Annotated in this window: 17 protein-coding genes; 13 read left to right on the top strand and 4 right to left on the bottom strand. The window is 67.3% G+C overall.

All coding sequences use genetic code 11. The features are described 5' to 3' along the window. The first annotated feature begins 100 nt into the window (after positions 1-100). On the top strand, positions 101-1,333 hold the full coding sequence (locus J5X86_RS46205) for a multidrug effflux MFS transporter (protein WP_308124938.1): 1,233 nt from the start codon (positions 101-103) through the stop codon (positions 1,331-1,333). Between the two features lie 918 nt (positions 1,334-2,251). On the opposite strand, the gene J5X86_RS46200 is transcribed toward J5X86_RS46205, so the two are convergent. After that, the gene (locus J5X86_RS46200; protein WP_208522606.1) at positions 2,252-2,932 is read right to left on the bottom strand and encodes a nuclear transport factor 2 family protein; all 681 of its coding nucleotides are present in this window, start codon (positions 2,930-2,932) and stop codon (positions 2,252-2,254) included. A gap of 913 nt (positions 2,933-3,845) precedes the next feature. Between J5X86_RS46200 and J5X86_RS46195 the strand changes: the two genes are divergently transcribed. The 10 genes from J5X86_RS46195 to J5X86_RS46150 all read left to right on the top strand — a co-directional run bounded on the left by J5X86_RS46195 (position 3,846) and on the right by J5X86_RS46150 (position 16,075). Continuing rightward, positions 3,846-4,142 carry a hypothetical protein gene (locus J5X86_RS46195; RefSeq protein WP_208522605.1) on the top strand — a complete coding sequence of 99 codons (297 nt, stop codon included), beginning with the start codon at positions 3,846-3,848 and terminating at the stop codon, positions 4,140-4,142. A 478-nt stretch (positions 4,143-4,620) separates the two neighbouring features. Then, a complete protein-coding gene (locus J5X86_RS46190; protein WP_308124937.1) occupies positions 4,621-6,504 on the top strand; it encodes a 2-oxoacid:acceptor oxidoreductase subunit alpha in 1,884 nt (627 codons plus the stop codon). Continuing rightward, a complete protein-coding gene (locus J5X86_RS46185; RefSeq protein ID WP_374229478.1) occupies positions 6,501-7,586 on the top strand; it encodes a 2-oxoacid:ferredoxin oxidoreductase subunit beta in 1,086 nt (361 codons plus the stop codon). Before J5X86_RS46190 ends, J5X86_RS46185 begins: the two co-directional genes overlap by 4 nt. After that, a complete protein-coding gene (gene fdxA, locus J5X86_RS46180; RefSeq protein ID WP_208522604.1) occupies positions 7,583-7,903 on the top strand; it encodes a ferredoxin in 321 nt (106 codons plus the stop codon). Before J5X86_RS46185 ends, fdxA begins: the two co-directional genes overlap by 4 nt. Positions 7,904-8,883: 980 nt before the next feature. Further along, entirely contained in the window at positions 8,884-10,242 is a 1,359-nt protein-coding gene (locus J5X86_RS46175; protein WP_208522603.1) for an ABC transporter substrate-binding protein, read from the top strand. Positions 10,243-10,244: 2 nt separating this feature from the next. Beyond that, a complete protein-coding gene (locus tag J5X86_RS46170; RefSeq protein ID WP_208522602.1) occupies positions 10,245-11,186 on the top strand; it encodes an ABC transporter permease in 942 nt (313 codons plus the stop codon). Beyond that, a complete protein-coding gene (locus J5X86_RS46165; RefSeq protein WP_208522601.1) occupies positions 11,183-12,913 on the top strand; it encodes a dipeptide/oligopeptide/nickel ABC transporter permease/ATP-binding protein in 1,731 nt (576 codons plus the stop codon). Before J5X86_RS46170 ends, J5X86_RS46165 begins: the two co-directional genes overlap by 4 nt. Beyond that, a complete protein-coding gene (locus tag J5X86_RS46160; RefSeq protein WP_208522600.1) occupies positions 12,910-13,911 on the top strand; it encodes an ABC transporter ATP-binding protein in 1,002 nt (333 codons plus the stop codon). The genes J5X86_RS46165 and J5X86_RS46160 overlap by 4 nt, the downstream gene beginning before the upstream one ends. A 5-nt stretch (positions 13,912-13,916) precedes the next feature. Further along, a complete protein-coding gene (locus J5X86_RS46155) occupies positions 13,917-14,618 on the top strand; it encodes a nuclear transport factor 2 family protein (RefSeq protein WP_208522599.1) in 702 nt (233 codons plus the stop codon). Next, a complete protein-coding gene (locus J5X86_RS46150; protein WP_208522598.1) occupies positions 14,615-16,075 on the top strand; it encodes an FAD-dependent oxidoreductase in 1,461 nt (486 codons plus the stop codon). The genes J5X86_RS46155 and J5X86_RS46150 overlap by 4 nt, the downstream gene beginning before the upstream one ends. A 571-nt stretch (positions 16,076-16,646) precedes the next feature. On the opposite strand, the gene J5X86_RS46145 is transcribed toward J5X86_RS46150, so the two are convergent. Beyond that, on the bottom strand, positions 16,647-17,288 hold the full coding sequence (locus J5X86_RS46145) for a MarR family winged helix-turn-helix transcriptional regulator (protein ID WP_208522597.1): 642 nt from the start codon (positions 17,286-17,288) through the stop codon (positions 16,647-16,649). Between the two features lie 126 nt (positions 17,289-17,414). On the opposite strand from J5X86_RS46145, the gene J5X86_RS46140 reads away from it, so the two are divergent. Further along, on the top strand, positions 17,415-18,506 hold the full coding sequence (locus tag J5X86_RS46140) for an integrase core domain-containing protein (RefSeq protein WP_208522596.1): 1,092 nt from the start codon (positions 17,415-17,417) through the stop codon (positions 18,504-18,506). Positions 18,507-18,952: 446 nt separating this feature from the next. Here the strand turns inward: J5X86_RS46140 and J5X86_RS46135 are convergent, their stop codons facing one another. Further along, entirely contained in the window at positions 18,953-19,333 is a 381-nt protein-coding gene (locus J5X86_RS46135) for a hypothetical protein (protein ID WP_208522595.1), read from the bottom strand. Beyond that, on the bottom strand, positions 19,321-20,550 hold the full coding sequence (locus J5X86_RS46130; RefSeq protein WP_208522594.1) for a caspase family protein: 1,230 nt from the start codon (positions 20,548-20,550) through the stop codon (positions 19,321-19,323). Before J5X86_RS46130 ends, J5X86_RS46135 begins: the two co-directional genes overlap by 13 nt. Before the next feature lie 1,404 nt (positions 20,551-21,954). On the opposite strand from J5X86_RS46130, the gene J5X86_RS51530 reads away from it, so the two are divergent. Next, complete coding sequence (locus J5X86_RS51530) at positions 21,955-22,713, top strand: hypothetical protein (protein ID WP_243983164.1); 759 nt, start codon at positions 21,955-21,957, stop codon at positions 22,711-22,713. Positions 22,714-22,912 lie beyond the last annotated feature (199 nt).

The raw sequence follows: 22,912 nt of genomic DNA, 5'->3' as shown, positions 1-22,912 counted from the left end.
CCCTGCCCCAGTGCGTACGCCCCGTCGAACCGCCGTTCGCCTGCCCCGCCGCTGGAGAACCCCCTTGTCCGAAACCTCTGCCACCCCGACCAGGCCCCGCGTGTCCGGACCGCTCCTCGTGGTCCTCGCGCTGCTGTCCGCGGTGGCTCCCTTCGCCACGGACATGTACCTGCCGTCCTTCACCGAGCTCGCCGCCGATCTGCACACCGGCGCCTCCAGCGTGCAGCTGACGCTGACCACTTTCCTGATCGGCCTCGCGGCGGGCCAGCTCGTCATCGGCCCGCTGTCCGACCGCTACGGGCGCCGCGGCCCGCTCCTCGTTGCCACCGCCGCGGTCACCGTGGCCGGCGCCCTGTGCGCCCTGGCCCCGAACATCTGGATGCTCGTCGTGATGCGCTTCGTCCAGGGCTTCGCGGGCTCGGCGGGCATCGTCATCGGCCGCGCCGTCGCAGCGGACCGTACCTCGGGACCGGCCGCGGCCAAGGTCTTCGCGCTGCTCGCCAGCATCGCCAGCATCGGCGGCATCGCGCCCGTCGTCGCCCCGCTGGCGGGCGGTGCGCTGGCCGGCACGGCGGGCTGGCGCGGTGTGTTCTGGGTGTTGACGGGCATATCGGCGCTGATGCTGTTCGGCTCGCTCTTCGTGGTCCCCGAGTCGCTGCCGAAGGCGCAGCGGCACGCCGGTGGCCTCGCCGAGACGGGCCGTGTCATGCGCCGCCTCTTCGCCGACCGCAGCTACGTCGGCCACACCTTTGCCTTCGCGCTCGGCTTCGCCGGTCTGATGGGCTACATCTCGGCCTCGCCCTTCGTCGTCGAGAATGTCCTCGGCCTGTCCACCACCGCATACACGCTGGACTTCGCGGTCAACGCGTGCGGCATGGTCATCTCCGGGCTGGTCAACTCCTGCCTTGTGGGCCGCTTCAGTCCGGACGTGCTGCTGCGGGCCGGACAGGCCGCGGCGCTGTTCTTCTCCGCTCTTCTGCTGGCGCTGCTGGCGGCCGGACTGCCCGCCGTGGCCGTCCTGCCGGCCTTGTTCGGCCTGGCCTGCTCGCTCACCTTCGTCCTGGGCAACGCCTCGGCGCTGGCCGTCGGCCGTGCTCCGTACGCGGCCGGGACGGCTGCCGCCGTGATGGGCGCCCTGCAGTTCGGGCTCGGCGCGGTGGTCTCGCCGCTGGTCGGCCTCGGAGGTGAGCACACGGGTCTGCCGATGGGCGTCACGCTGTTGACGGCCGCGCTGCTGGGTATCGGGGCGCGCCTCCTGACGCGCGGTGCCGCCCCGGTCGCGGCGCCGGACTCGGAAGCCGCCCTGGCCGAGCACACCGCGGTGCGCGGCTGACACTCGACACTCGCCCCGTACTCCCGCCCGGCGATCAGGCCGTCGGCATCCAGGAAGCTGACGGCCTGATCGCAACCATCGTTCCTGGGGAGACATGACATGACGCTGATGACCGGCGCTCGATCCTTGTTGCCGAGGCCACCGCGCTCACCGCCGGCACCACCTACACCGGTTCGCTCGTGCTCACGGTCGCCTAGCGGCGACGGCGGACGGCCGGATACCCAACCCCGTACGTTTCCGGAGGGCGTGTTCCCCCACGCCCTCCGGCACGTTGCCGATTCCCGGTGCTGCTCGGCGCAGCCGTGCCGGCGTGCAGAACTCGTCTACACGACCTTCCGCACCCCACGAGACCAGGACTGGGTCGAGTCCGCCATCAACCGCCCCGCGCACTTCCCGCCCCTCGTCGAGGTGATGCCCGGCATGCCCGTGGCCGACCGGCAGGTCACCTTCGGCCGGTCGCCTGGATGGACGGCACCTTGAGATGGGGCGTCAGGCAGAAGAGCGGCGGCGTCGGCGCGTCCGCGTCGCGCTCACCGGGTCGACTTCAGGAAGTGCGGCCGTTCGTGGCATCGCAGCAGCTCGGCCCAGCGGAGCCCGTCGGCCTTGGCCAGCACCTCGCGAGCCTTGCCGAAGACCTCCTCGAACCTCGCGCTCGCGGCCGGGCTCGACGGTCAGCTCCGCATGCTCGACTACCACGGTGACCTCCTCGGTGTGGTGGGTGCTCCGAGCGTGCGGGGAGGCCGATGCCGGGTCAACGGATCGAGGCATCGGCAATGGGGACTTCATCCATCCCGTACGGCGATGCCGTGTCGTACGGGAAGAACCGCTTCCTATGAGCCGGGCGGGCCGCCGATCGTCATTTTCCCCGCCCCGCATACCGCAGGCGTCTCGACGGCGGCGTGCGGGGGTGAGCGGCTGCTACAACGGATCGGTATACGAGGTGGTCTCCGACCAGTTCCGGTACGGACGCGGCGGGACAGGCTGAAAGGCCGGCGCCTTGGCGGGGTGATACGGCTGGTTGAACGTCACCGGGCGGGTGGGCGGCGTCATGCCCTCCATCGTGCTGCCCTCCTCCGGGAAGTACTCCGGCCTGTTCAGCGCGGTATCGACCCAGCTACGGTCATAGGGTGTGCGGAACGTGGTGAGTACGTGCAGGTGCCACACCCGCCACTTGCCGTCCTCCTTGACGAAGTCGGCGCTGTAGCGGCCCCACGACCAATGCGGCTTCGGTGGCTCGCCGGGCACGATGGGGAAGGTCTCGTGCCCGGGCGAGATCCACACCCCCTTGGCGGTCTGCCCGTCCTCGGCGATCTCGATCACCTGGGTGGTCAGGCAGTGCTCGATCATCAGACCTGCCGTCCCGGCCGGGAAAGGGTTCTCCTTCACATACGCGGCCATGACAGCCTCGCGGCCGTCCCAGACCCCCCAGTCCTCCGCCTCGAAGCAGATGTCGTCACGGGTGGACCAGCATTCCTCGAACTCGCGGTCGTTCATGCCGGCGGAGTGCAGGAAGGCACGACGACCCATCAGGTTCTGGATCTCCTGTACGGCTTCCAGCCGCTCAAGCCGCTGTCGCAGCGCGTTGATCTCCTCATTCATGGGTGAGGTCTCCTCTCGGTGGATGGAATCGGGGGCGTGGTCAGGACGAGGTATGACGTGCGTGAGGCCCGGGCGACGAGGTGGTGTGAGTTGGGCGTCACGATCAGGATGACGTTGTGCAACGAGTCGAGCTTCGCGTCCCGGGGCGTCCCTCTACAGAGGGGCGGGAAGTCTGACAGCACCGCGCCGACGGACTTGAGTTTCATAGTGATTCCGGCCCTGGCGACTTGCTGCTGCAGCGCCGCGGCGAGGGTGCGGGGGATGGTGTCGTTCTGGGCGGTTGGGGTGGGGCCTGAGCACGCCGCGAGGCAGGCCCCGACGGCGTGTGTGGTTGTAGCGGCGACGACCACGCGCGGCGCCGTTGTCGGTCCGAGCGACATGAATGCCCTCCTGCGAGTGCCCGTGCCTGTGCGAGGTATGAAAGACGGGAGTGATGGCTGCGGTCAGGCAACCACGGATCCGGACCCCGGGAGAAGCCGCGAATTGTGATGGCTGGCATCGCTAACACGGCATCGTCCACGGGGCGTTTCGTGCCTGGCACGCAGCACGGGGCGTCGTCGTGCCCCGCCACATGCGCAGAATCGCTCTGCCCGGGGCGGGGAGTCGCCGCCCCGGAAACGCTGTGATCGTGGTCCGGGAAACGTGCGCCGAGCCGGCACCGGCCGGACCTGAGGGGCACCTATGCAGATGGTTCTAACGACTGACTGCTGGTCGTCCTGGCTGGGAGCGTGATCCTGGCGGTTGCGGTCAGCGCCGCCGAGACGGTCGTCGCGGTCGGCGTTGTCGAGTCGTCCGACCGGACCCGCGGGCCCTGCCGTATCAACCCCGTCCGTTTTTCCGAGCACCCGGTGATCGCCGCGGGCGGCTTCCAGGGCTCGCCGGAGCTGATCGAGTGCTACACCGAGTTCGTGCCGTGCAGGAACCTGCATCTACCTGCCCGACACGGGCGGTCCTCTACGACCGTCGCGGCGGCCCCGACGTCCTCGTCGTCGCCGAGGTGCCCAAGGTTCACTCCGGCCCGTACGAGGTGCGGGCCGCAGGGATCAACCCGTTCGACTACAAGGTGCGCGCGGGCCGCCCGCCGTACGTCTCCGACGCCCCGTTGCCGCGGGGCATCGAGCACGGCGATCCGGTCGGACATGAGGTGGACGACGTCGATGTCGCGCCGACCGCACACCAGGGGAAGCCCGATCACTCGCCGGCGTCCTGACCGCGACCGACCTCGCCACCCGTTTCCGCGCAGGGAACCAGTCCAATAAGTTGAATGGATCGGGAATGCAAGCCCCGTTCTTGCGTATCGCCGCATCGCTGCCATACCGATCGGCAATGCACTGCGATATAGCCATTCCCCCATTTGGAATGGGAGCCTCGGAAAGGTCGGCGGACGCACGGCTCCGCGTAGCGGAGTCCGCTGCAGACGCATTCTTGCGGGGGTTGCCGGACCGGGTCTACTTCAACGAGCCGGCGCCGCGGGAGCCGCATCGCACCTTTGACGAGGTGACGGACGCCTACTGACCGACCGCCGCACGGGTGACCGCCGCCCAGGACGCCGCGTCCCGGGTGGCCGTCCACAGGGCGGCATCCCGCCTCGCTCCCATTCCCCACGTACTGGAGGCCTTCGTGTCCCATTCGCCTGCCACGCGGTACCGCCGTGCCCCGCTCGCCTGCAGCGGGCCAGGAGGACCGCTGTGACCTCACGTATCACGTCACGCACCGTCCCGCGTCCTGCCGTGCGCCTGGAGCGCGTCGTCATCCGCTTCGCCGGCGACTCCGGCGACGGCATGCAACTCGCGGGCGACCGGCTGTCCGCGGACAGCGCCGCATTCGGCAACGACCTGGCGACCCGCCCGGACTTCCCGGCCGAGATCCGCGCCCCGCAGGGCACGGTGCCGGGTGTCTCCTCGTTCCAGGTGCATTTTGCGGACTACGACATCCTCACCCCCGGCGACCGCCCCGACGTGCTCGTAGCCATGAACCCGGCGGCCCTCAAGGCCAACGCCGGTGACCTGCCGCCCGGCGCGACCGTGATCGTCAATACCGATGAGTTCACCCGCCGCAACCTGCAGCGCGCGGGCTACGCGACGTCACCGCTGGAGGACGCGAGCCTGAGCGGACACGTCGTGCACCAGGTGCCCATGAGCAGCCTGACGCGTGGCGCGCTCGCCGACAGCAGCGTGTCCCGCAAGGACGCCGAGCGGGCGAAGAACATGTTCGCCCTCGGCCTGATCGCCTGGATGTACGGCCGTCCCACCGCCGGCACGGAGGCCTTCCTGCGACGGAAATTCGCCGATCGCCCGGAATTGGCCGAGGGCAACGTCACCGCCTTCCGGGCGGGCTGGAACTACGGTGAGACCACGGAGGCGTTCGCCACCACCTACGAGATCGCCCCCGCCGACCTGCCGCCCGGCACGTACCGGCAGATCACCGGCAACACCGCGCTCGGTCTCGGGCTGACGGCCGCCGGGCAGCGAGCGGGCCTTCCCGTGCTGCTCGGCAGCTACCCGATCACCCCGGCCTCCGACATCCTCCACGAACTCGCCCGGCACAAGGAGTTCGGCGTCCTCACCCTCCAGGCGGAGGACGAGATCGCCGGGATCGGCGCCGCCCTCGGCGCGGCATTCGGCGGGGCGCTGGGAGTCACCTCCACCTCCGGCCCGGGGCTCGCCCTGAAGAGCGAGATCCTCGGCCTCGCGGTGATGACCGAGCTGCCCCTGGTCGTGATCGACGTCCAGCGCGGCGGCCCGTCCACCGGGCTGCCGACCAAGACCGAGCAGTCCGACCTGCTGCAGGCCATGTACGGCCGCAACGGCGAGGCCCCGCTGCCCGTCATCGCTCCGCGCTCGCCCGGCGACTGCTTCGACGCTGCCCTGGAAGCGGTCCGGATCGCACTCGCCTACCGCACACCCGTCCTGCTCCTGTCAGACGGGGCGCTGGCGAACGGGTCCGAACCGTGGCGGATCCCGGAGCCCGACGACCTGCCGGACCTGCGCGTGGACTTCGCGACCGAGCCCAACGCCCCCGACGGGTCGGGGGCGTTCTGGCCGTATCTGCGCGACGGGACCACTCTCGCCCGGCCGTGGGCGATCCCGGGCACGCCGGGCCTGGAGCACCGCGTCGGCGGCCTGGAGAAGTCCGACGGTCCGGGAGAGATCTCCTACGACCCCGCCAACCACGAGCGTATGGTCCGGCTGCGCCAGGCGAAGGTCGACGGCATCGACGTGCCCGACGTCGAGGTCGAGGACCCCGGCGGGCGGGCGGACGTACTGGTGCTCGGCTGGGGTTCGACGTACGGGCCGATCGGTGCGGCCTGCCGCCGGGTGCGGGCCCGCGGACTGCCAGTAGCCCGGGCCCATCTGCGGCATCTGCGGCCCTTCCCGGGCAACCTCGGCGAGGTCCTGGGCGGCTACCGGCAGGTGGTGGTGCCCGAGATGAACCTCGGCCAGCTCGCCGGGCTGCTGCGTGCTGCCTACGGGGTGGACGTGGTCGGCCGTTCGAAGGTCACGGGCCAGCCGTTCGGGGCCGAAGAACTCGCCGGCGCCGTCGTCGCTGTGATCAAGGGAGAACCGGCATGAGCACGACTGAACTCGGCATGCCGGGCAGGCACGGCCTGGACGGCGTGCCCTCGGCCTACGGGCCGCAGTCCGCCAAGGACTACCGTTCGGACCAGGACGTCCGCTGGTGCCCCGGCTGCGGGGACTACGCCGTACTGGCCGCGGTCCAGTCCTTCCTGCCCGACCTCGGACTGCGCCGGGAGAACATCGTCTTCATCTCGGGCATCGGCTGCTCGTCCCGCTTCCCGTACTACCTCAACACCTACGGGATGCACTCCGTGCACGGACGCGCCCCCACCCTCGCCACCGGCCTCGCCGTCACCCGCCCTGATCTCAGCGTCTGGGTGGTCACCGGTGACGGCGACGCGCTGTCCATCGGCGGCAACCACCTCATCCACGCCCTGCGTCGCAATGTCAACCTCAAGATCCTGCTCTTCAACAACCGGATCTACGGACTGACCAAGGGCCAGTACTCTCCCACCTCGGAACCCGGGAAGGTCACCAGATCGACCCCCCTGGGCTCGGTCGACCACCCCTTCAACCCGGTCTCGCTCGCCCTCGGCGCCGAGGCGACCTTCGTGGCCCGGGCCCTGGACTCCGACCGCTCGCAGCTCACCGAGGTGCTACGGGCGGCGGCCGAACACCGGGGGACGGCCCTGGTGGAGATCTACCAGAACTGCCCGGTCTTCAACGACGGCGCCTTCGACGCCGTGAAGGATCCCCAGGAGCGCGTCCAGCGGATCGTTCCGCTGCGCGACGGCGAGCCGGTGCGCTTCGGGGCCGAGGGAGAGCACGGCGTCGTGCGCGACCTCCGTACCGGCGGACTGCGCGTGGCCCCGGTCGCCGAGGCGGGCGAGGACGCCCTGGTCGTGCACGACACCGCGGCCGGCGACCCCACGCAGGCGTTCGCCCTGTCCCGGCTGGACGGCGGGGACCACGGCCCCTTCGTGCCCGTCGGGGTGTTCCGGGCGGCCCGGCGTCCCACCTACGACGACCTGGTACGGCAGCAGGCTGCCCGGAGCGGGGGCGGCGGCACCCTGCGGGACCTGCTGCGCGGCCGCGACACCTGGACCGTGGAACCGCATCGGAGGAACACCGCATGACGTATGTCATCGCACAGCCCTGCGTGGACGTGAAGGACCGGGCATGCCTGGAGGAATGCCCGGTGGACTGCATCTACGAGGGCGAGCGCATGCTCTACATCCACCCGCAGGAATGCGTCGACTGCGGCGCCTGCGAACCCGTGTGTCCGGTCGAGGCGATCTTCTACTCCGAGGACGTACCGCCGGAGTGGGCCGCCTTCACCACCGCCAGCGAGGACTTCTTCACCACCCTCGGCTCTCCAGGAGGCGCCTCCGGGACCGGCCCGATATCGGCGGACCCCCCGCTCGTCGCCGAGCTTCCACCACCCGCCCTCTGACCGGCAGCGAATCCCATCTCTCCATTCGGCCGTACGGCGCCAAGGCATGAGCCCGGCGCCGTACGCGGCGTATCAGGACCAGGACAGTCTAGGAGCTCACACGTCCACGCACGGTGTCCGGCGGCAAGGCGGCCCTGGTCAGAGGACGTCGCTTCCGCCGTGGGTCCGCACCGCCTGGGTCTGGGTCATGTCTTCGATGTCGACGGCGGACTGACCACACTGGGCTGATGCGGCCACGTTGTGCGGCCGGCCCTGCCCTACGTTCGGTGCTGCTCGTCCGTGAGCGCCGGATTCGCGGCCGTCCCATGTGCCCGATGATGTGCGGCTGTCGGCGATGGCGTGGCCGCCGGGCCGCCGGGCGCACCGCGTTGGCGGCGTAGCCGGAGTGGCGCATCATCGCCTCGTCCATGAAGCGCAGGCCCAGCCGGTCGACCACCAGGTCGGGCCGGCGGAAGGAACCGGGCCCGACGGGCGTGCCGCCGAGTCCCCAGTAGAGCTTGAGTAAGCAGACGTTGGCGGAGCGAGAAGCCAGAAGCAGGGGCATCGCATTACGTGATGCGAATCACGCTCAATTCCCCTGGGCTACTCGCCCGGGGAACGGAGGGACGGACCTGGAATTCTGCCTCAATTGGAGGGCCGGAATTCTTGCGCGGCGGTTCGTCCCGGAGACCGGGCGACCGCTGCCCATCACCTCCAGGCATGGCAGCCATCATCACGAAGCCGAGGCCGACGTGTTCTCACCGTGTCATACGGCGTGCTGAAGTCGAGGTCACCACATACCTCGTTGAGTCAGCGCCGACGTTGAGGAGTTCATGGTGTTGAGGCGTACAGCGTTGTCACTGATCGGATCATCCGTCCTGGTGGCCGCCACCGGCTGTGCCGGCTCGGGCGCGGGAGGGTCCAGACAGAAAACCTTCACGATGGCCGCGTTTCCGACGGGGAACTCACTGGACCCATGGAAGACACAGCTGAGCCAGTACGTGGCAGCCGCGACGTACGACACGCTCACCCATCTCAACGCCGATGGCGCCGTGGCCCCGTGGTTGGCCACCTCGTGGCATTACAGCGACGCCACGACCTTGGTGATGGAGCTGCGTACCGATGTGGTCTTCACCGATGGCACGCGCTTCGACGCGGAGGCCGTCAAAGCCAATATCGAGTACGCCAAGTCGGTCACCCCCTCGAACGTGGCGGCGCAGCCCTACCTCTCGTACATCCGGTCGGTCGACGTCGTGTCCAAGAGCAAGGTGCGCTTCAACCTGACGTCTTCCCAGCCCGACCTGCCCTTCGGGTTCTCCCAGCAGGCCGGCTGGATGGTGAGTCCCACCGCGCTCAAGAACCCCAAGACGCTCGCCGACACAGCGGTCGGGTCCGGCCCCTACGTCCTCGACGAGAGCGGCACGACGCCGAACAAGACCTACACGTTCACCCGGAACAAGGACTACTGGGCGGCGGCCGTCGAGTGGCCCCGCTTCGGAAAGCTGGTGGTGCAGTTGATGACCGACCCCACTGCCTCCGACAACGCGGCGCGCAGCGGCCAGATCGACTACACGATCGTGTCGGCAGGAACGGAGATCAGCGGGTGGAAGATCGCCCAGGGCGCCGCAGCCGCCTTCTACGGCTTCACGATTTTCGACACCGCCGGCAAGATCAACAAGTCGCTCGGTGATGTGCGCGTCCGGCAGGCCATGAACTACGCGGTCGACCGGAAGGCGATCCTCAAGTCCGTGCTCGACGGTCAAGGGGTCGCCAACGCCTCGACGCCGTTCGGACCGGACAGCCTCGGCTACAGCCGGAACATCGACAGCTATTACGCCTACGACGTGGCCAAGGCCAAGCGGCTCCTGCGCCAGGCCGGCTACCCGAACGGGTTCTCGGTCAAGGTGCTGAACAACCCGCAGTGGGACCAGATGGCCCAGGCCCTGGCCGGCTATCTCCGCAAGGTCGGCATCGACGTGCAGCTCAGCAACCACGGTGACGACTTCGTGCAGCAGGTCAACTCCGGCAAGTGGGCGATGGCCACGTGTCTCCTGTCGGTGACCGGACTCCCCTACAGCGACTTCACCTTCCTGATGACGAAGAGCTCTTCGATGAACCCGCTCGGCAACAGCAACGCGGAGGTGGATGACCAACTGGCCGAGGCGGTGTCAGCCGAAGGAGACGAGCAGAAGCGGCTCTACGCACAGCTCGCCGAGTCCGCCGCGGAGCAAGCGTGGTACGTGGTCCCGGCGCTGAGCAGCCAGTTGCACGCCTACAACCCGGATGTCGTCAAGGTGGTCGAACCCAAGCGAGCCGGCGCACCGATGCTGTACCACTTGCAGCCGATCGGAGCTGAGTGACCATGCTCCGATTGTGCTTGCGGCGGCTGGCGTCGGCGGTGCCCATCATGGCGATCGTCGCCACGTTGACGTTTCTGCTGGTCCAGCTCGTTCCTGGGGACCCGGCGTCGTTCCTGCTCGGTACGGGTGCCACGGCGGATGAGGTGGCCAGCCTCCGAGCTTCGCTGGGACTGGACCGGCCGAAACTCGTCCAGTACGGCGACTGGATCGGCGGCCTGTTCCAAGGCGACCTGGGGGTGTCGCTGGTGTCGAATCAGACGGTGGCCGACGCCCTCGGCAGCGCGCTGCCGGTCACGGTGTCGGTCGCCCTGCTCGCCACGGTGTTCACCCTCCTGGTCGGCGTCACCCTCGGGACGGTCGCGGCCGTGCGGGGCGGCGTGGTGGACCGCGCGGTCATGTGGGGGGCCAGCATCGGCATGGCGGTCCCGAGCTTCTGGCTCGCGGGCGTGCTCGTGCTCGCCTTCGCCATCCGGCTTCCGGTGCTGCCGGCCACCGGGTACGTGGCTTTCACCACCTCACCGGGGGAGTGGCTGTCGCACCTGGTCCTGCCGATGGTCGCCGTAGGGCTGGCGGGGATGGGGCCGGTGGCGTTCCAGACCCGGGCGGGCGTTGTCGACCAGCTCTCGCGCGACTACGTTCGCACGCTCACGGCCAATGGGCTGTCCCGCAGGCGGATTGTGTTCCGGCACGTGCTGCGCAACGCCAGCGGCCCGGTGGTGACCGTGCTCAGCCTCGGTTTCGTGTTCGCCCTCGGCGGGGTCATGGTGATCGAGGCGATCTTCAACCTGCCCGGCGTGGGCACGCTGATGCTCAGCTCGATCCGCCAACAGGATCTTCCGATCGTGCAGGGCGCGGTGCTGGCGTTCAGCCTCATCATCGTCGCTGTCAACCTGCTGACCGATGTGGTGGCCGCGGCCCTCAACCCAAGGATCCGGTTCTCATGACCCCGTCCATCACAGCCCTGCGCAAGGCGCTCGCTCGCCCGGCGGTCTGGGTGAGCCTTACCTGGCTGATCGGGATCAGCATGGCGTGCGCGCTGGCGTCGGTGCTCGCCCCCAGCGACCCACTGGAGCAGGACCTGTCCAACACCTTCAGCGGGCCCAGCGCGCTGCACTGGCTGGGCTCCGACGAGCTCGGTCGCGACATCTTCTCGCGGCTGCTGCACGGCGGAGGTGGATTGTTGCTGACCGCGCTCATCCCGGTAGGGGTCTCGTTGCTGCTCGCCGTACCTGGCGGGCTGCTCGCGGGCTACCTGTCGGGGCGGGTCGACGCCGCCGCCACCTTCGTGGTCGACATCCTGTTCGCGCTGCCGGGCCTGGTGGTGGTGCTGGCCATCGCTGCGGTGACCGACAACAACCTGGTCGTGATGGCCATCTCTTTCGGCGTGTTGACCAGCGGCGCCGTCTTCCGGGTCGTGCGCACCTCGACGGCCGCCGCACGCGACCTGCCCTACGTCGACGCCGCGCTGGTCTCCCGGCTGTCGCGCCCGCGGATCCTGGCCCGGCACATCCTGCCCAACGTCACCGGTCCCCTCATTGTCCAGGCAGTCGTGCAGTACAGCGGCACGTTCCTGTTTCTGACCTCCCTGTCCTTCCTCGGCCTTGGTTTCTCGCCGGAGAGCCCGAGTTGGGGTCAGATGACCCTGGACGCCGCACAGAACGTAGATCAGCACCCGTGGCTGATGGTGCCGGTCGGCGTCGCCCTCACCGCGACCGTGCTGGCCCTCAACCTCGTCGGCAACGCCCTGCTGGAGGCGCTGAGCGGGCACCGGCGTCCCGCGCAACTACCTGACCCGCGACGGCCGGTGCCGGACCAGCCCGCGCACGCGGTCGCCCCGCCTGCGCGGTCGTCCGACACCGTACTGACCGTCGACCTGCTGCGCGTGTGCTACCCGGGACAGGACGGCAGCGACCGCCTCGTGGTCCGGGACGTCGGCTTCCAACTGCGGTGCGGCGAGGTGTTCGGCCTGGTCGGCGAGTCCGGATCCGGCAAGACAACGACCGCGCTGTCCGTGCTCGGGCTGGTGCCGCCGCCCGGGCGGGTCACCTCCGGCCGCGTGCTGCTCCATGGCGAGGACCTGCTGCGCCTGAACGAGGCGCAGCTGCGCAAGGTCCGCGGGTCCCGGATAGGCCTTGTCGCCCAGGAGCCGATGGCCGCGCTCGACCCCTCCTTCACCGTCGGCTCGCAACTGGGCGAGATGATCTGCCTGCATCGGCGCGTCCGCCGGCGGGAGGCTCGGCGGATCGCGCTGAGTCTGCTGGCCCGCGTCGGCCTGCCCGATCCGGCCGCGATCGCCCGCCGCTATCCGCACCAGCTCTCCGGGGGCATCGCGCAGCGGGTGGCGATCGCGCTCGCGCTCAGCGGCGAGCCCGATGTGCTGGTCGCCGACGAACCCACCGCGGCGCTCGACGTCACCATCCAGGCAGAAATCATCGAGCTCCTGCTGCACCTGCGGGAGGAGTCCTCACTGACGCTTCTGCTGGTCACACACGACCTGGGTGTGGTCGCCGACATCTGCGACTGGGTCGCGGTCATGTCGGACGGTCGTCTGATCGAGGAGGGCACCACGGAGGCGGTGCTGCTGTCGCCCGCCCAGGAATACACCCGCACGCTGGTCGCGGCAACACCCCGGCTTCCGGCTGACGCGGGCGAGGAAAGGAGCTGGGGATGAGCACACCCCTGCTGGACGTCAAGGATCTCGCCGTGGAGTACAGAAGCGGGTGGCGTTCCAGTCCCGCCAAGGCGGTCGCCGACGTGAGTCTCACGGTCGGCCACGGGGAAATCGTGGGCCTGGTGGGCGAGTCGGGCTCGGGCAAGTCGACGGTGGGCAGGGCGATTCTCGGCCTGATGCCCCCGGCGCGGGGAACCATCCACCTCAACGGCCAGGACATCACCCACCAGCGGGCCGCCGAACGACGGGACCTGCCCACCGGGCTCCAAGTCGTCTTCCAGGACCCCTACGCCTCGCTCAATCCGGCTCGCACCATCGGCAGGACGCTGGGTGAACCCCTCGAAGTCCACGGCAAGCTCAGTGCCGCGGACGCCCGAACGCGGATCGAGGAGCTGCTGATCCGGGTCGGCCTGCCCGCCGACGCGATCGACCGCTACCCGAGCGCGTTCTCCGGAGGCCAGCGTCAGCGCATCGCCATCGCCAGGGCGATCTCCTCCGATCCGGCGCTCGTCATCTGCGACGAGCCGACCAGCGCCCTCGATGTGGTCACCCAGGCGCGGATGCTCGACCTGCTGACCGGCCTCAGCCGCGAACGGGGCACGGCGATGTTGTTCATCGCGCACAACCTCGCGGTGGTCGCCGCCATCGCCCAACGAGTGGTCGTGCTCTACCGCGGGCGAGTCATGGAAACCGGAACCACGCAGGACGTCCTGTGCCGGCCGCTACACCCCTACACCCAGGCGTTGATCGCCAGCTCACCTGTGGCCGACCCGCTCCGCCAACGCAAACGGCGAGCAGCCTGGAAGCCGGCCGACCCGGTGGTCGGCAGTGAGGGGGCAGGGCACACATCGCAAGGCTGCCTCTTCGCACCACGCTGCCCGCATGCCACGTCAACGTGCCGGATCCAGAGGCCGGCCGTCACCGTCGTCGATGGCCGGACGGTCGCCTGCCACCTTTTTACCGCCGACAACCCCACACCTGAGGGAGCAACCGCATGAGCGATATGACCCTGGAACGCCGCGTCCAGCGGTTGGAGGACATCCATGCCATCAACCAGCTGATGAGCCGCCGGGCGTACCTGCATTCCGCGGGCATGCACGCCCGTGAGATCGAGGAGTGCTGGGCGAAGGAAACGCCGGGTGTCATCTTTGAGCCCGAGGACTGGGGAGTCTGGGAGGGTCCTGAGTCGATCCGCAAGAGCTACGTCGACGGAGCTCCGCCGGTGGAGCCCGGCATGCTCATCGAGCACTGCGTCACGACTGGCGTGATCGAGGTCGCCGGGGACCGCAAGACGGCGAAAGGCGCGTGGATTTCGCCAGGGCACGAGACCTTCCCTCAGCCCGAGGGGCGCCCCATCCCGCACTGGTCGTGGGGCCGGTACGGCGTGGACTTCGTCCGCGAGGGCGAGGAATGGAAGATCTGGCACCTGCACATCTACACGACGTTCCGCACGCCCTACGACAAGGACTGGGTCGAGTCGTCGATCAATCGCCCGGACCATTTCCCGAAGCTCGGCGAGACGCTGCCGGGTATGCACCGTCCGGATCGAGAGGTGACCTTCAACCAGCCCTACTCGGTGGACGCGGCGCCCGCACTGCAACCCGAACCGCCGGCGCCGTACGACACCTTCGGCGAGACGACGAGCTACACCGACAAGCCCGCGCGTGTGGACCGCGTGATCAACAACGAGAGTGAGGACCAGTGAGCGAGCTCAGCGGCGGACTGACGGCGGACCTGGTGGTGGTTGGGGCCGGTGGTGCCGGGCTGCCAGCCGCGATCACCGCACAGGAGCATGGACTGGACCGGGTCGTGGTGCTGGAGAAGCGCACGCTCGTCGGCGGCAACGCCGGCATGTCCGGCGGGTTCCTGTTCGCGGTACAGAGCAAGTCCCAGCGTGAGGCTGGCCTCGGGAATTCGCCCGACGCCGTCTTCCGGGACACGATGGCGTACAACCATTACGACGGCGTGGATCCCAGGCTTGTCCGGCTGTGGGTGGACGAGGCCGACGAGACGGTGCACTGGCTGGAGGACCGCGGTATCGGCTACCGGCCCATGGCGGGCAGGGAGCTGGGCGTGGAGCCCAGCGGGTGGCCCAACCACCCCGGCAGCTTCCAGCGGGTGATGGAAACGCTCAGCGAGCGCTTCACCGCCAATGGCGGCCAGATTTTCACCAAGGCCGCCGCGGCCGAGGTCATCGGCTCGCCGGACACCGGGGTGAGCGCGGTGGTGGCCGACACCAAGGACGGCAGGATCACGATCGAGACCCCGCGGGTCGTGCTCGCCACCGGGGGCTTCACCGGAAACGTCGACCTGCTGCACGAGAAATTCCCCGGTATCTACGACGAGGACATCTACTGGACCGACACCAAGCGACTGGCCGGAGACGGAATCGCCCTCGCCCGCGCGGTCGGGGCCGACACAGGCGGCCGTTCGTTCCTCATCAAGGAGAACTGCTACAGCTTCAAGACCAAGAAGAACAAGCCGAACCGCGCGGGCATGGAGCCTCGTTGCCTGTGGGTAAACGCACGTGGCCATCGGTTCCTGGACGAATCGATCGGCATGGTCAACGCCACCACCAACGCGCTGATCGTCCAGCCCGGCATGGCCGGGTTCGCACTGTTCGACGACGTCTTGGTGCAGGACATCATCGACCAGCCGGACCCGTTCGCCGGAGAGGCCCGTCCCGGCGAGGACGATCCAGGCGCCTGGACCTCCGGGGGCTACCGCACTACGCTACGCGACACTCTGGCCGATCCGTCGAACAAGGATTGGTGTGTCTCGGCCAATGACTGGTCGGAGATCGCGCGCTGGATCGGCGCCGACCCGGAGGTGCTGGGCGCCACCGTGCAGGAATACAACGGCTACTGCGACGCCGGGCGCGACGCGCTGTGGGCAAAGGATCCCAAGCACCTGGTTCCGCTGCGCAAGCCGCCGTTCTACGCACTGCGGTTCCGGCCACTCATGATTGACACCGCCGGGCCGCTGCGGATCGACCAGCATTTGCGGGTGCTCGACCCGCAGTCCCGGCCCATCCCCGGACTGTTCGGGGCCGGCTCGGTCGTCGGCGGCTGGATCGGCTTTGACGAGCACCGGTTCGGCACTCCGCTGTCCTGGGCAATCAGCTCGGGCCGGATCGCCGGGATCCGCGCCGCCACGGGGTGACATGATCCGGGGAGCATGCCCCCGGGCGGGTGAAGGTGGCGCCCCGAATCCCTCGGGGCAACGATTCGCCGACAGCGGACACTTCTCCGGAGCGTCCCATGAAGGCTTCTTTGGTGCGAATGATCCGCGCCAAAGAAGCCTTCAGTATTCCAGTTGCAGTTCGGACGGTACAGCGGATGAGCGGCGTGAGCCGGGGGTGCGGCTCGGCGCGCAGTTGGAGGCGGGCAACCCGTTCGCCGGTCGTTCCGGGCCTGATCCGCGGATCAGGCCGCCGCCGTCATTTGGAGCCGGACGACTACGGCGTCACACATCGCGGTCGGCAGCTCTTCGCGGTCCGGCCAGTCCAGGCCCGCGAACCGCTTCTTCGCCAGGTAGGAGTGGGCGCAGTCGAAGTTGCAACCGGGATCGTGGCACCGCTCTGCCTCCCTGGCCGCAGAAGCAGGTGCTTCTCCAGGAATAGGGCTACCAGGACCTCATAAGGCATGAGGTACCTCCAGGTGTTCCGTTCCGATGGATGTTGGTCAGGCGAAAGCCAACCGCTTGTGCAGGAAGTATGCGCGCGCCATGCGCTCTAAGCGGTGTATGCACGGCTCGCATGCGTACAGGGGGCGTGCTGGCCCTCGCACTGCACCGGGCTGAACCCACCACGACGCCAGATGACCGCCGTCGGCCTGACGCGCGACGTCACAGGGTGCGGTCGGCACCCATGGGGGTCGTCGACGAGCTTGCCGAGCAGGCCGGCCAGCTGCTGCTGTTCGTCGACGGTCAGGCGGGAGAAGAGGCGGGCTTCGACCTGGTTGTGCAGCATGAAGGCATGGCGGACGGCCTCACGGCCTGGGGCGGTGAGGCGGACTCGGATGAGACGGCGGTCCTGGCCGTTGGCCTTCTTCCGCTCGACGTAACCGTAGCGCTCCACTGTGGACAGGACACTGGACACCGTCTGGCGGGCTACTCCGGTGATCCGGGCAATGCTGCGGGCCTCGATCTCGCCGTACATCCACACGATGAACAACACTCGGAAGCTGGGCCAGCTCAACTTCTCGGCGCGCTGGATCCCGGATTCTGCCTCGGTGATGAGTCTGTTGGAGGCGCGGACGAGGTTGAGTCCCACCCGCATCGCCCCCTCGTCGATGCCGGGGACCTGCTCTCGGGCGGTGGAGACGGCCAGGTCCTCGTGTTCGCCGCGGGAGATCGTGGTCGGGTCGGCGGTCATGGCGACATTGCGGGTGCCGGTAAAGCATCCACGCAGGTGAGAGCTTGATCAGAGATCTTCGACTTTGGCCGATGCTCACCCCGGCGTCTTCACCTGCACAAGGCCCCGACGGCATCATGATCTGTCGTGCTGCTGCGCCTGGCCTATCTCGCCGCGACCAACACCCTGGCGTTCCTACGCCTTCTGCCGATGAGCGACAGAGACAAGGACATCGAGATCCTCGTGCTTCGGCACCAATTGCTTGTCCTGCAGCGCCAGGTCGGCAAGCCTGCTTTCACCGACAGTGATCGCGCTGTCCTCGCCGGCCTGCTCCACCACCTGCCCAAAGACAGACTGCGGCACCTTCTGCTGCTGGTCCGCCCCGAGACGGTCATGCGCTGGCATCGTGAGCTGCTCAGGCGGCGCCATGCCGCGACCTGCGTGTCCAAGCGGCGTGGACGCCCACGCACCATTCGATCGATCCGCGCCCTCGTCCTGCGTCTGGCCAGGGAAAATGCCTCGTGGGGGTATCGCCGGATTCACGGCGAGCTCGCCGCGCTGGGGATCAAGGTCGCCGCCTCAACGGTCTGGGAGATACTCCGCGAGCACGGCATCCCACCCGCACCCGAACGGCAGAGCACCACCTGGGCCGACTTCCTCCGCAGCCAGGCCAAGGCCCTCCTCGCCTGCGATCTCTTCGAAGTCCGAACGCTGACAGGGGCGCGCCTGTATGTCTTCGCCGTCATCGAGCACACCACCCGTCGCATCAGGATCCTCGGTGTCACCGCGCATCCGACCGGGGACTGGATCGTGCAGCTCGGACGCAACCTCCTCATTAACCTCGAGGACGCAGGCAGCAGGGCGAAGTTCCTGATCCGCGACCGCGACTCGAAGTTCACAACCGCCTTCGACACCCTGATGAGCGACGCCGGTCTCAATGTCGTCACCACCGGCATTCGGATACCACGGATGAACTCGCTCATGGAGCGATGGATACGGACCTGCCGCACCGAACTCCTGGACCGGACCCTGATCTGGAACCAGGGCCACTTCCTCCACGCCCTGCGCGAGTATGAATCCTTCTACAACGAGCACCGCCCGCACGGAGCCCTGGAACAAGCCGCTCCCTGCCGCCCGCTACCCGCCCCCATCACGCAACAAGCCCAGCTTGCCCACCTGGACGTCCGCAGACGAGACCGACTCGGCGGAACCCTCCACGAGTACCAGCGAGCGGCCTGAACTGCGCGGATGATTTGTCGGCACCCACACGCCCGCTCCAACCTCCGCTTTCAGGACCGGCGCATCGCCGACCTCGAAGCCCGTCTCGCCGACCCTGGGCCGACAGCTTGATCCTGCCTCGCCTGCTTTCGCGGAACCTCACCCTGGCCTCAGCTCAGGCTGGAGGCGCTCGATGACTTCCCGAAGTTCCGCCGAATGCCAGGAGAGGTAGCGCTCGAACTGCATGCGAATATGTCGGAACACCAGGGCTACTTCAAAGTCCGGTGATCAATCGAGTGCACTGGGGCTGCGTGATGTACGACGAGTCCGCTACGAACGCAAACCAAGCTCCCATTGAATACGGATGCCCTTGCCAAGCCGTCGTCCAGAACCAGAGCCTCGATCTGCAGCCGGCTGCCACCCGTCAGTAGGCTGACGGGCCGACACGATCAACTTCTACTGCACAGTCACTGCTCTGGATAGGCTGCCTTGAGCACCTCAGCTAGGTGACGGATAGTGGTCGGGTCCTCGGTTCCAGCGACCGAGATGGTTTGCGACCCGAGGCGAATAACTACCCCTTCAGTCGGTGCCGTGGGTGACGAGCACCACCTCCTGATGACTTCGATCGCGGAGGGTAGGGCAATTACACTGGAAAGAGAAATCGCCAAGATGTCAAGGCCATTGCCCAATTCATCCGCTTTGGGTTCTTGCGTCGATTCCCAGTGGACGTGGCCGACGTCGCGCATGTCGGGATCGCGAGACAGGAAGACCAGCAAGCCATTTGGCACCCTGCCCAAATCGTGCATTGTGACCAGTAGTTGAGTGCCGTATTCCATTATTTCCCCCATTGATTCATCATGAGTGCTACACGGTGACCGTCCCCAGCCACTTGTCGCCCCGGTTTTGGCCCTCGGCCCTCGAGAGAGCGTTGCACGTGGTTGAAGAGAGTGTCCGTATTAATCGTTGATGGACCTCCCGGAATGCCGTTCTCCAGCGCCCTGATGACCTCACCCGTAAAGGTTGTGTATTGGGCATCGGGTGGGGCTTTTGATTCGGTCGTTGGTCCAGATGAAGTCATTACATAGGTGCCCTCAATTCTCGCAGAGGCGCCCATGCCGGGTGAGAGCGTGTCTAGGGCTGCGCCACTGAAGCAGCTATCCAAGATCAAGACACGCCGACTGATATTGGTGGTTGTCAGTTGGCTCCGTACAGCATTGAATGAAATAGCTGACCATGGCTTCTTGGGATTTGATCCGACTAGGCTCAGCAGAAGACTCCCATCGTCTGCTGTCCACCCGTGCCCTGCGTAATAGATGAACAGGTTGCCAGATTTTGGGTCTGTCGAATAGATGGCCTCGCCAATGGCCTCGTGGACTTGCTCTGCAGAGGTTGGGTTGACTAACTTGTACACATTGGGTGAGAGGACTCCGAATCCTTTCGTCACTATGCGTTTCATCGAATTCAGGTTATTCTCGATCGAACGAATATCCGGGAGCGTGCTGTCGGTGTAGCGCGAGACGCCGACTAGGACAGCAGCGCCGGTCTTCCAGTAATGCGCGGTGTCCCGGGTGGCGTCATATTCATGGGTGTCAGCGCCTTGGTTGTGTACTCCACTCCGGAAGAAATCCACAATCGCTGGAATTAGTTCATGGGCGGGAAGGTCTGATCCATCCTTCCATGAGTCAATGAGATTTGGTTCCACGCCTAGATGCTGGGCAAGTTCCTGGCGCTTTCTGTGGGTCTCTTTAGACATCTCCCAGCTTAGCCAGGCAGGAAATTTGCGGTACAGTTCCTGGAGTTCCCGATGGTGTTGATCCCTTTCGGGGGTAAGTGATGGCATGGGTTTCCCGAACGTCATTCCACGACGGCGTTCCGTGCGGCGGTGTAGTTCATCCATTTGCTCGGCCTCTGCCCAGTCGAGAGCCTCTTGCAGGTTCTTGCGTCGAGACCGGCTAGCGAACAGGGGAAGCGAATCTAACTCTTCTCGAAGGCGCTCGATTTCGCGTTGGGCCGCAGCAGCTCGAGTCTGAGGTTGAGGCTGCTGGCGGCGTCTGTTCTCGGACATGCTGTCCCCCCCCATACGGCTACCCACCCGGCAGGACCAAGAGTCGCAGCTTCTCTACTAAGTGGGTAAGTAGCGTAGCGACGCCATGCCGCCAGTTCAACGGAACTGAGGTGCGACTCAGCCCTTCGAACTCTGCGATGTCCTACCGGCCCCTCACCTGGCCGCTCACCCTCCTCAGCGTCACAGCCTGACCGGCAACAACCCCAGCATCAGGAAACTTTGAAACTGCCCTGTGTGGAGGCGTCCTCCCACGAGACCACCCGGATGAGCCACAGCAATGGCCTCAACTCGGCGTGACGGACATGTAGTCTATGAATCGTCGCAGTTCAGAGCCGCTATCTGAGCTCCTGCGGTCGGTAATGTGGAGTACAAGCGCGGCGTCGACGCGGGCGCCATCCTGTGCCGCTCGAAAAGTTATCGCCGCAGGTGAGCGGGATGCGGTCAGTCCGCTGGGATCATGTCCTTGTTGTACAAGGTGACGCGGAGGCTGCTCACTGTTCCATCGGTGCTCCTGCGTCGCCAGTTGGCCGGATCGGTCCGCTATGAGCCTGCCGACCGGTTCTGGTTCGCCGTCCTGTCCGGGCTGATACCCGGGCGCCACTGGCTCAAGATCTTCCCTGTCACCCCCGGCACCCTGCTTCCTGGCATCGCAGGTTCATCGCGGCGAAATGGGATTATACCGCGCGCCGGGCTCCCCGCCGACGGCCACGCCGCCGTCGTTGACGCCGTGCAGCCGGGGGCGCGTGGTGCCGGGCATCGAGCCGGAAAAAGTCGCCTCGGTGCCGTCGGGCTGCTAGGTGTTCCCGCGGCCCCCAGCCGACGACGAGCCCCGTCGCCCGGCCCAGACTGGTGCTGGAACCCGGTCTACGGCCGCCAGTGGTAGTCGACGTGGCGAAGCGCGGGCGTCCTCCGGGGCAGCTGATGAACTGGTGGGACGCCGTCACCAGGAGGCTGCCGTCCTTGCCCAGCCCTGCCATGTCGGCGGATGTCTTGCCCGGCGGCAGGCCCGGAACGGTCACGGTGCTGTCCGCGTTCCACAGCACCACGCCCTGGCTCGGCTGCAACAGTGGCACCCGGCGCAGTGTGGGTAGCGAACCGTGGTTCTGGATCACCCTACGGCCGTCTCCAACGAGCGGCGTCATCGGCGATGGGCGCGAGCTAGGCCGCCGCCGTGCCTGATCCGTCCGAAGCCACGCGGATACCGGCCGGTTGTCGGTGCCTTGTGGCATCCTCACCTGCCATGATCGTGGTCAATGGGATTCGTCGAGCACGGCGTACTCGCGCCCGACGCCGGGTGGACAAGCAGGTGGCCGATCTGCGCGCCGCGCTCGATCGCCTCGGATACGACTGGTTGCCGATATCGTTCGGTATCCGTGTGGCCCTGCGCAAACATGATGCTGCGAAGTGGGCTGGTTCATCAACTTGCAAGCCTGGACGCTGATCGCGTGGCTGTCCCTCGTCTTCGCGGCAGTGGGTTTCTGGCAGGAAGAACTCCTCCGTGGCCGAGTCACCTTGGCCTTCACCGCCGTCGGGATGGTTCTGACGGGGATTGCAAGTCAGACGATGGACTCAGCACTTGCGACACGCCGCAATCGCCTGGCCTGGCTCTGTGCCTATGTGATCGAGAGGTGCGCTGAGGCGCACAGGCGCGGGGGAGACCGCCGGCGCGAGGCTCTGGTCGAGGTGTCGACGGCCCTCCACAGTCTGGAGGGTGAAGTGCTGGCGGCTTATCGCAGGTGTGGGTCGACACGGTGTTTCTCTCCCCCCAACGCAGGTCTGCGGCGCCATGCCGGACAGGTGGTCGCCAAGCTCCGCACTGCCGAGGCGAGGTTGCACGGCGATTATCCGCAGCACGCACTGGAAGAGGTGGCGGAGCTGGTCGCGACGATCGCGGAGCAGTACACGCGCAGTAAGGTCGCGGCCCTGCTGCCGGTCGGGTCTGTCGCGGACCTCGAACCCGTACGTGACCGTGAGCCGATCCTCGTGGGCATCACGGTGGTGATGATCGCTGGCGGAGCGGTCGCAGTCTCCTTGCTGAATCTGCCCGACATAGCATCAGGGGCTGTGATTGTCGCGGTGGCGATACTGGTGCTGCTGGTCCTGTTCGGACGGCGGTGGCACCGGTACCTGCCGATTGCCGACATATTCAAGCCCGGACCATGATCGGCGCCACCGTTCCCTCGGGTCTGCTATCGAGGTAAACGACTCGCCTAGGGTCTGTTGCGAAAGTTGATCTTGTTCGTTGATGATCATGTCTTGTGGGACGTGGGGATCTGACGAGCGGCCAGTGGGCCCGGCTTGAGCCGCTGCTGCCGCGGGGCATCAAGCCGGGTCGTCCGCAGGTGTGGACGCGACGACAACT

Origin of the sequence: Streptomyces sp. NEAU-YJ-81 (genome assembly GCF_017592595.1) — a bacterium.
GTDB classification, from domain to species: Bacteria; Actinomycetota; Actinomycetes; order Streptomycetales; family Streptomycetaceae; genus Streptomyces; species Streptomyces hygroscopicus_B.
This window is presented reverse-complemented; position numbering and strand designations above follow the sequence as displayed.

What these genes read in the sequence shown, in the direction of transcription:
- J5X86_RS46200 (WP_208522606.1), bottom strand. Translation starts at nt 2,932, where the DNA reads ATGAATGAGGAGATCAACGCGCTGCGACAGCGGCTTGAGCGGCTGGAA.
- J5X86_RS46185 (WP_374229478.1), top strand. Translation starts at nt 6,501, where the DNA reads ATGAGCACGACTGAACTCGGCATGCCGGGCAGGCACGGCCTGGACGGC.
- fdxA (WP_208522604.1), top strand. Translation starts at nt 7,583, where the DNA reads ATGACGTATGTCATCGCACAGCCCTGCGTGGACGTGAAGGACCGGGCA.
- J5X86_RS46170 (WP_208522602.1), top strand. Translation starts at nt 10,245, where the DNA reads ATGCTCCGATTGTGCTTGCGGCGGCTGGCGTCGGCGGTGCCCATCATG.
- J5X86_RS46165 (WP_208522601.1), top strand. Translation starts at nt 11,183, where the DNA reads ATGACCCCGTCCATCACAGCCCTGCGCAAGGCGCTCGCTCGCCCGGCG.
- J5X86_RS46160 (WP_208522600.1), top strand. Translation starts at nt 12,910, where the DNA reads ATGAGCACACCCCTGCTGGACGTCAAGGATCTCGCCGTGGAGTACAGA.
- J5X86_RS46155 (WP_208522599.1), top strand. Translation starts at nt 13,917, where the DNA reads ATGACCCTGGAACGCCGCGTCCAGCGGTTGGAGGACATCCATGCCATC.
- J5X86_RS46145 (WP_208522597.1), bottom strand. Translation starts at nt 17,288, where the DNA reads ATGACCGCCGACCCGACCACGATCTCCCGCGGCGAACACGAGGACCTG.
- J5X86_RS46135 (WP_208522595.1), bottom strand. Translation starts at nt 19,333, where the DNA reads ATGGGGGAAATAATGGAATACGGCACTCAACTACTGGTCACAATGCAC.
- J5X86_RS46130 (WP_208522594.1), bottom strand. Translation starts at nt 20,550, where the DNA reads ATGTCCGAGAACAGACGCCGCCAGCAGCCTCAACCTCAGACTCGAGCT.